General features: G+C 27.5%; 8 protein-coding genes. 2 read left to right on the plus strand and 6 right to left on the minus strand.

What is annotated here, in order from left to right; genetic code table 11:
* Positions 1–497 precede the first annotated feature (497 nt).
* Positions 498–1289, minus strand: coding sequence for a GTP diphosphokinase (gene yjbM / locus A500_RS11265; RefSeq protein ID WP_016207713.1), 792 nt, complete (start codon positions 1287–1289; stop codon positions 498–500).
* Between the two features lie 295 nt (positions 1290–1584).
* Between yjbM and A500_RS11270 the strand changes: the two genes are divergently transcribed.
* Both A500_RS11270 and A500_RS11275 read left to right on the plus strand, forming a co-directional pair.
* Positions 1585–2307 (plus strand): DUF2225 domain-containing protein, encoded by a 723-nt coding sequence (locus tag A500_RS11270; RefSeq protein ID WP_016207714.1) that lies wholly within the window; start codon positions 1585–1587, stop codon positions 2305–2307.
* A gap of 1 nt (position 2308) precedes the next feature.
* Positions 2309–3277 carry a methyl-accepting chemotaxis protein gene (locus tag A500_RS11275; RefSeq protein WP_016207715.1) on the plus strand — a complete coding sequence of 323 codons (969 nt, stop codon included), beginning with the start codon at positions 2309–2311 and terminating at the stop codon, positions 3275–3277.
* Between the two features lie 123 nt (positions 3278–3400).
* Here the strand turns inward: A500_RS11275 and A500_RS11280 are convergent, their stop codons facing one another.
* The 5 genes from A500_RS11280 to A500_RS11300 all read right to left on the minus strand — a co-directional run bounded on the left by A500_RS11280 (position 3401) and on the right by A500_RS11300 (position 8015).
* Positions 3401–5872: an FAD-dependent oxidoreductase gene (locus A500_RS11280; protein ID WP_016207716.1), complete on the minus strand. Its 2472-nt coding sequence runs from the start codon at positions 5870–5872 to the stop codon at positions 3401–3403.
* Between the two features lie 173 nt (positions 5873–6045).
* Positions 6046–6321 carry an ArsR/SmtB family transcription factor gene (locus A500_RS11285; protein WP_016207717.1) on the minus strand — a complete coding sequence of 92 codons (276 nt, stop codon included), beginning with the start codon at positions 6319–6321 and terminating at the stop codon, positions 6046–6048.
* A gap of 113 nt (positions 6322–6434) precedes the next feature.
* A complete protein-coding gene (locus tag A500_RS11290) occupies positions 6435–6971 on the minus strand; it encodes a Crp/Fnr family transcriptional regulator (protein ID WP_016207718.1) in 537 nt (178 codons plus the stop codon).
* A gap of 283 nt (positions 6972–7254) precedes the next feature.
* Entirely contained in the window at positions 7255–7491 is a 237-nt protein-coding gene (locus A500_RS11295) for a glutaredoxin family protein (protein WP_016207719.1), read from the minus strand.
* 131 nt (positions 7492–7622) lie between these two features.
* Positions 7623–8015: a YbaN family protein gene (locus A500_RS11300; RefSeq protein ID WP_016207720.1), complete on the minus strand. Its 393-nt coding sequence runs from the start codon at positions 8013–8015 to the stop codon at positions 7623–7625.
* Between the last annotated feature and the right edge of the window lie 152 nt (positions 8016–8167).

The raw sequence follows: 8167 nt of genomic DNA on the forward strand, positions 1-8167 counted from the left end.
ATCCACATACTGTACAAACAAATTTCTTCATAATCTAAACTCCTCCTAATTTCCACATTATTTATATAATTAGATTATATATAATATTTATTAATTTTTATATAATCTCTTTTCGATGTTTTATTATATAATAATAATTATTACTTGTAAATAGTTTTTCTTAAATTTAATAAAAAATTTCTAATATTTAGTATTATACTATACTTCGTAAAAATATAATTAATTTATAATTAGCTTGAATACTCATTTAATATGGAATAACATTATATAATTATAATCAAAGGGAATATAAAATGAAAAGAAGATAGTTATCAAGTGATAAATGTTATATTTTTAAAATAAAACATATATTACTTAGTACCTATCCCCTATCATCTATAAGATCAAAAAAACTATTATTTGTCTATTTCAAATTTTGAACCTTATACTTATAAAACTTGCTACTACCATATTTATTAGTGTTTTATACTAATTACTTAGTGCTATTCACCAATATATTAATCTCTATATTTATTTACTTCTTTTTTTACGGATACTAATAGCTTATTAAGTTCGTGTATTTCTCCATCTTCTATTAGTTTATTTAATGAACTCTCATATCTACTTGCTTCAACAAACTTTCCAAGAGACGTTAGCGTTAATATATTATGCATTATACTTGATATTATATCAGATTTTATTTCAAATAATTTTTGAGCATCTTTTATTTCATCTTTTATATCTAACATTTGTTCATCTAACTCAAAAGCTGCATCTGCTGCCTTCTTTAATTTTTCTCTTACATTGTCAGGAAGTTGTTTTTTATATTTATAATTTAAGGAATGCTCTATAGTTGCCCAGAAATTCATGGCTAGAGTTCTTATTTGGAATTCTGCTAAAATTTCTTTTTGGCCTTCTGCCATATTAACTGGATATTTTATTATCATATGGTAGCTTCTATAACCACTTTCTTTTACGCTTCTAACATAATCTTTTTCATAAAGGATTTGCATATCCTTCCTTGCTCTTAATATTTCTACAACTCTATCTATATCATCTACAAATTGACACATAATTCTAATTCCAGCTATATCTTCAATTTCATATTGAAGTCTATCTATTGGAATCCCAAATTTATTAGCTTTTTCTAGAAGGCTTGATATCTCCTTTACCCTTCCTGTAACAAATTCTATTGGGGAATATTCATTTTTCTTTCTATATTCTTTTCTTATGCTTCTAAGCTTTACCTTTAATTCATCTACAGCCTGCTCATAAGGCATAAAAAAACTTTTCCAATCTTGAATCACCATATTTCATCACCCTTTTCAAACTTCACCTTAATCATTATATCAAAAATCTTTTAATGTGTAATCAAATTGTTAATTGAAATAAATATAATTTATTTCAATTTTATTTGTAAATGTTTTATAAACAAACTATATACAATATGATATAATTATATATGAGTTGTAATAAAACATTAATATTTAACTAAAATAAATTATTTTACACCTATATTCTAAGTTTTGCGTAGCAAAACCTCATCAATTGTTAACTATCAATTGTTAATTAAATTATATATGTAAAAATTAGAGGTGATAACTTATGATAAAGAATTCAGCAGATATAGATGCTAAAGAGTCGATAAACAAAGACGATAATAGTAACACAATTAAAAGTTTATTTCTTAAAGAAATATCCTGTCCAGTTTGTAAAAACTCATTTAGAACAGCAAGTGTAAAAGTTAATGCACCTAGAATTGCATCAAGGGACTCAGATTTATTTATAAGATACTCTGTTATAAATCCTTACCTTTATGAGGTCTGGCTATGTCCAACTTGTGGTTATGCAGCTTTAAAAGTAGATTTTAGTAAAATAAGAGAATTTCAAATAAAGCTTATTAAAGAAAAGATAACACCTAAGTGGGTTAATCGTGAATATGATATTCCTTTTACTGAAAAAATTGCAATTGAAAGATATAAGCTAGCTTTACTTAATGCCTTAGTCATTGAAAGTAAAAGTAGTACAAAGGCTATGATTTGTTTGAAAATTGCTTGGATGTATAGGTTACTAATGGATGAGGCTAATGAAAAAAATTACATAAAGCAATCATTAGTAGCTTTTAATGATACATTTATAAATGAAAAACTTCCAGTCTATGGACTAGATAGATTTTCTATAATGTTCCTTATAGGCGAGCTACATAGAAGAATAGGGGAAGATTCCTTAGCACTTAGATGGTTTTCGGAAGTAATTACATCTATAGGTGCTCCCCAAAAAGTAAAAGAAATGGCTAGGGATGGAAAAGATAAAATTAGGAGGTACTAAAATGGGTTTATTTTCTAAATCAAAAAAGAAGGAAGTTGACAATACAAACGAAAATATATCTAATGAGTTTGTAGCAAACAGTATCAATGAAAAGGAAAATACAAATGAGAATCTAAAAAATGAAATGGTAATGCTAAGTGAAACTAGCTCTAGTATATCTAGTGCTATTCAAGATGTTAATAGCTCATTATCTAATTTGACTAATGCTACGCTTACACAAGCAGAAGAAATTAATAATGTAAATAGTATTTTAGAAAACTTCAATACTCGTATGGAGCAATTAGCTTATAATGTTACTAATGTTCAAATAACAGTTTTAGATACAGATAAAGTGGCTGATGAAGGTTTAAATACTTTCACAGACTTAGATGAATCATTAAAGTCTTTACAACATGCGTTTACAATAGTTAGTGCAACAGTAAATTCTCTTGTTTCAAAGCTAGAATCTGTAAATACAATAACAGATTCTATAAGCCAAATTGCAAGTCAAACTAACCTACTTTCTCTTAATGCTGCAATAGAAGCTGCAAGAGCTGGGGAGGCTGGTAGAGGTTTCTCTGTAGTAGCCGGTGAAGTTAGAAAACTTGCTGAAAACTCAAAGCAATCTGTTGAAAGTATCACTAAAATATTGGATGATATAAAATCTGATATACTTGATACTTCAAAGGCTATGCAAGCTGGTAGCTCTGCAATAGATAATCAACAAAAAACATTAATTAGCACTAAGGGAAGCTTTACGAATATAAAATCATCTATAAGTGATTCTATTAAAGAAATAGATGACTGCATAGGAAACTTAACAATAGCTTCTTCTGAAAAAGATGAGGTTTTAGCTATAATAGAAAAGGTTTCTACTCTTTCTCAAGAACATTCTGCTTTATGTGAAGAAATTGCTGCAAATATGGATATTCAAACAACTAGTTTAGAAAAACTTGACTCTACTATATCTTTATTAAATTCTGAAATTTAAAATCATTTATATATAATTTATATAAATAATAAATGGCTGTGTATAACTAATTTAGTGACATTAGTTATACACAGCCTTATATTTTAATCGTTTTTAAGCATCTTTTAATATATAAGTTTTTTATTAAATAAATAAATTGATATTAGCATCATCTGCTTCACCAAGATAATATCCAACTCCACCATAAGTTATTCCATCTATTAATTCTTCCTTTTTTATTCCCATAACATCCATAGACATTGTGCAGGCTACTACTTCTACGCCATTTTTTATAGCTGCATCCATTAACTCTTCTAATGATTGGATATTTTTATTTTCCATGACCCCTCTAATCATTTTAGCACCCATTCCGCCCATATTCATTCTTGATAATCCAAGCTTTTTACTACCTCTTGGCATCATCATTCCAAAGGCTTTTTCTATTATATTTTTAGGTGTTTTTATTTTTTCAGGCTTTCTTAAAATATTTAATCCCCAGAATGTAAAGAACATAGTTACCTTTTTTCCCATTGTAGCTGCACCGTTGGCAATTATAAATGAAGCAATTGCTTTATCTAAGTCACCACTAAACACAACCATAGTTTGACCATTCTTACTTGGGACTGTAGTACAAGTATTAGAAATTTCAGTTCCAGATAGAATTTGATCTGAACACTTCATAATTGTTGCTTCTATAATACCTTTATTTTTGTCTAAACTCATAAGTCTATTATTAGTTTTCTTAGTCCATGCTTCTATATCTCTGCAAAATCCCTCATCTGATACCTTTACTTTTAAAACTTCTCCATCAATCATATCATCCATGGTTGCCTTTACTTGCATTAGAGGACCTGGACAAGATAACCCAGTTGCATTTAACTCTCTTACTTTATCAGCTGCTACCTCTCTCATTACAGAATCTCTCTCCTCACTGTTATTTATATTATCAATTTTTCTATCTAATACTTTAGCCTTATAATTCCAATTTACATAAGACTTATATCCACCATTTAAGTTTCTAACTTTAAATCCATTGGCTTTTAATATTCTTGCTGCTATATATCCTCTAATTCCTACTGCACAATAAACTAAAATTTCTTTTTCTCTATCTAGCTTATCTAAATTATTTCTTAAGTCATTAACAGGTATATTTATTGAATTTTCTATTTTTCCAAGTTCAACTTCTTGTGCATCTCTTGTGTCTAATAATATTTGTTTTGACTTATCAAATTTATCTAAATCTTCTATGTTTATAACATCTACTAGTCCTTTGTTTTGATTTTGAGCTATAAATCCAGCCATATTTGCAGGAGATTTTGCTGATAGAAATGGTGGTGCATATGCAAGTTCTAGCTCTGCTAAATCCTCCATTGTACCTCCAAACTTAATTGATGTTGCTACTACATCTATAAATTTATCAACACCTTCATATCCTAAAGCTTGAGCGCCTAAAACTTTCCCTTCAAGATCATATATAACCTTTATTGTTAAAGGGGTTGCATCTGGATAATACCCAGCATGATTCATTGGATGAAGATAGACTTTATTAAATTTAATTCCATATCGACTTAAAGTTCTTTCGTTATTTCCTGTAGATGCTGCTACCATATCAAATATCTTTATTATTGATGTCCCTAAGGTTCCTTTATATACAGAATTTAATCCTGCTATATTGTCTGCTATTATTCTTCCTTGCTTATTAGCTGGTCCTGCAAGTGGTATAAAAGCTTCCTTACCATTTACATAGTCTCTTACATTTACTGCATCTCCAGCTGCATATACCCCTTCTTTATTTGTTCTCATATACTCATCTACTATTATATGTCCTCTTTGACCAAGCTCTATGCCGCTATCTTTTATAAACATAGTATCTGGTGTTACTCCAATCGCTGAGACAACCATATCAACATCTATTTCTTTTCCACTTTCTAATTTAACCTTTATTGACTTATCTACTTCTTCAAATCCATTAACTTTCTCATTCAGCATTATACTTATATCATTTAAGTTTAACTCTTTTTCCATTAGACTTGAAAACTCTGAATCAAAAGGTGCCATAACATGTGGTGCTGCTTCTACTAAAGTTACTTCAATTCCTCTTTCCTTCAAATTCTCCGCCATTTCTATTCCTATAAATCCACCACCAATAACAACAGCAGATTTAGTATCTTTAGAATCTACAAGGGCTTTTACTTTATCTATATCTGCAACATTTCTAACAGTAAATATTTTATCACTATCTATTCCTGGCAAATTAGGTTTTATTGGTTTAGCTCCTGGTGCTAAAATTAAATAGTCATAATTCTCTTCGTATTCTTCATTATTTAATTTTTTTACTTTTACTTTTTTATCGTCCGTATTAATTTTTACAACTTCACTATTAATTCTTACATCTATATTAAATCTGCTTTTCATTTTTTCTGGTGTTTGAAGTAATAGTGCATCTCTTTCTTTTATTACTTCTCCAACATAATAAGGAAGTCCACAGTTTGCAAAAGAAATATATTCTCCCTTTTCAAACATTACTATCTCTATATTTTCATCTAATCTTCTAAGTCTTGCTGCTGCAGAGGCTCCGCCTGCAACTCCACCAACTATTAAAACTTTTTTATTCATTGAAATCCTCCTAAATTTAGATATATTATTTTATTTAAAATTTTATATTGAATCTATTTATTAGTATATTAAAATAATACGATATTAATTTCAAATTTGAAGAACAGCTAGCTTTAAGCTGTTCTAACCTTTTAAGTAATTAAACTAATACTATATAATCTTAATATTACCTTTTATATAAGAGCTTGTATAATTTTTTCTGCTCTTTCATCTACTACTTCATAAACTATTTCAAGCCCGTTTCTTTCACCCTTAATTATTCCTACACTCTTTAATTTTTGGAGATGTTGAGAAATTGTAGATTGAGGCATACCTAAACAACTATGCATATAAGTTACATTGCAAGAACCTTTTCCTAAAAGATTTTTTACTATACAAAGCCTAACTGGATGAGCTAAAACTTTTAAAAATTCTGCTACATCTTCGTATTGCTTATAATTACTATCCAAGATATCACCTCTTCTCACTTATTATATTTATTGTATATTAATTGTTATTAATATGTCAATAATATTACTATATTCAAATTTTAAGATATTCCTACTATAATGTCAATGCTATTTTAAAATTTCCAGTTTTTTATTTTAATTTTTCCTCTTCCAAGTTCTAATATTCCCCTTTTTTCTAATGACTTTAAACTCCTGCTAACTACTTCTCTAGAAGATCCTATATCAGCTGCTATTTTTTCATGTGTTGTATATATTATTTTACTATTATTATTTTCTTTCATTCTTTCCTTAAAATAACCAATAAGTCTATTTTCAATACTATTAAAAGTCACTTTTTCTAAGCCTTCCACTACATTTTCAAATTTATCATAAAGATTTTTAAATATATATTTTAAAAAACTACTATTATCTAATAGATATCTTTTTGAAAAATCCATTGGAAGCAAAGCAATTATTGCATTTTCTTCAACATCTGAAAATGACTTTTCTTCAGAATCAGTTAATGCACATAATATAGTATTAAAACAGTTATCTCCCCTGCCTAATCTATATAATGTTATTTCCTTTCCATCATCCCCTATCTTATATACTCTTATTTTCCCTTCCAGTATAAAGGAAAATCCTATACAACTTTGTTTATTATTAAACATACTTTCTCCAGCTTCATAACTTTTTATTGCTATTTTACTAAAAAACTTATTTAATATGTCTTCATCTAATTCTTGTAAAAAGGATAATTCACCATTAATTCTTTTCTTAAATTCATATTCATACCTCTTATAAATTTTAATATATTAAAATACTAAGGAATTGATATAATCATATTCTCCTAACTATAAGTTTTATACTTTTTTATGCAAAAAAAAAATAAAACTAATTATATTTTAGTCTTACTTTTTCTATTTATCAACATATTTGATAATTACTTATAATTTATAATCCTAATATAGAATCAATTCTATTTTTATCAAAGCCAACAACAATTTTACCATCTATATCTAAAACTGGTACTCCCATTTGTCCACTTTTATTTACCATTTCTATAGCTGCTGCTCTATTTAACCCTACATTTACTTCTTCATAATTTATATTATTACTTTTTAAGTAATTTTTTACTTTAGTACACCAAGGACAAGTATTAGTTGTATATAATCTTATATTGCTATTCATTTATATTTCCTCCAATATCATATTATTTATTTATGATATAATTATATTCTTATATCCTTGTTTTGACTGTAACAAAGTCACAAAACTTACGTTTTTCTATAATAAATAGAAAGACTATATACTACGTATATTTATACTATTGTTTTTTCTTCTGATCTTATTGTTTTTATTCTAAAAATAAAATAGTAGTACTTACATATTATAATTACTACAATCCCCATCCTTATGAACATGTTGTTTAGCAATATTAATGGGAATGCCAACATAAAATCTGCAAATACTAAAACACTTATTTTTTCTTTTAGTGTCATAGCTCGCTTATTAACAAATGATTCCAAGTGATTTTTATATAGCTTTGTTCCTATAAACCAATAGTTAAACCTATCTGATCCCTTTGCAAAGCAATAAGATGCTAATAGCAAAAATGGAGTTGTTGGAAGTATTGGAAGCACCACCCCTACAGCACCCAAAATTGCTGAAATTAATCCTATAGTTATATAAGTATATTTTTTTATCGACTTCATAATAATATCTCCCATTTTAATAGTATTTAACTTAATAAATAATAGTTATATATCTAATTACTTACATTGTAAAAATGCGAAGCATTTTTCAGTTCATAGTTCACAAGGCACAGTTCACAGTTGTAATAAATTGCGAAGCATTTTTCAGTTAA

This window comes from Clostridium sartagoforme AAU1 (genome assembly GCF_000401215.1).
Classification (GTDB): domain Bacteria; phylum Bacillota; class Clostridia; order Clostridiales; family Clostridiaceae; genus Clostridium; species Clostridium sartagoforme.

Bases quoted from the DNA above. Each gene is read 5' to 3' on its own strand.
- A500_RS11300 (WP_016207720.1), bottom strand. From the start codon at position 8,015: ATGAAGTCGATAAAAAAATATACTTATATAACTATAGGATTAATTTCA.
- yjbM (WP_016207713.1), bottom strand. From the start codon at position 1,289: ATGGTGATTCAAGATTGGAAAAGTTTTTTTATGCCTTATGAGCAGGCT.
- A500_RS11295 (WP_016207719.1), bottom strand. From the start codon at position 7,491: ATGAATAGCAATATAAGATTATATACAACTAATACTTGTCCTTGGTGT.
- A500_RS11270 (WP_016207714.1), top strand. From the start codon at position 1,585: ATGATAAAGAATTCAGCAGATATAGATGCTAAAGAGTCGATAAACAAA.
- A500_RS11275 (WP_016207715.1), top strand. From the start codon at position 2,309: ATGGGTTTATTTTCTAAATCAAAAAAGAAGGAAGTTGACAATACAAAC.
- A500_RS11290 (WP_016207718.1), bottom strand. From the start codon at position 6,971: ATGTTTAATAATAAACAAAGTTGTATAGGATTTTCCTTTATACTGGAA.
- A500_RS11280 (WP_016207716.1), bottom strand. From the start codon at position 5,872: ATGAATAAAAAAGTTTTAATAGTTGGTGGAGTTGCAGGCGGAGCCTCT.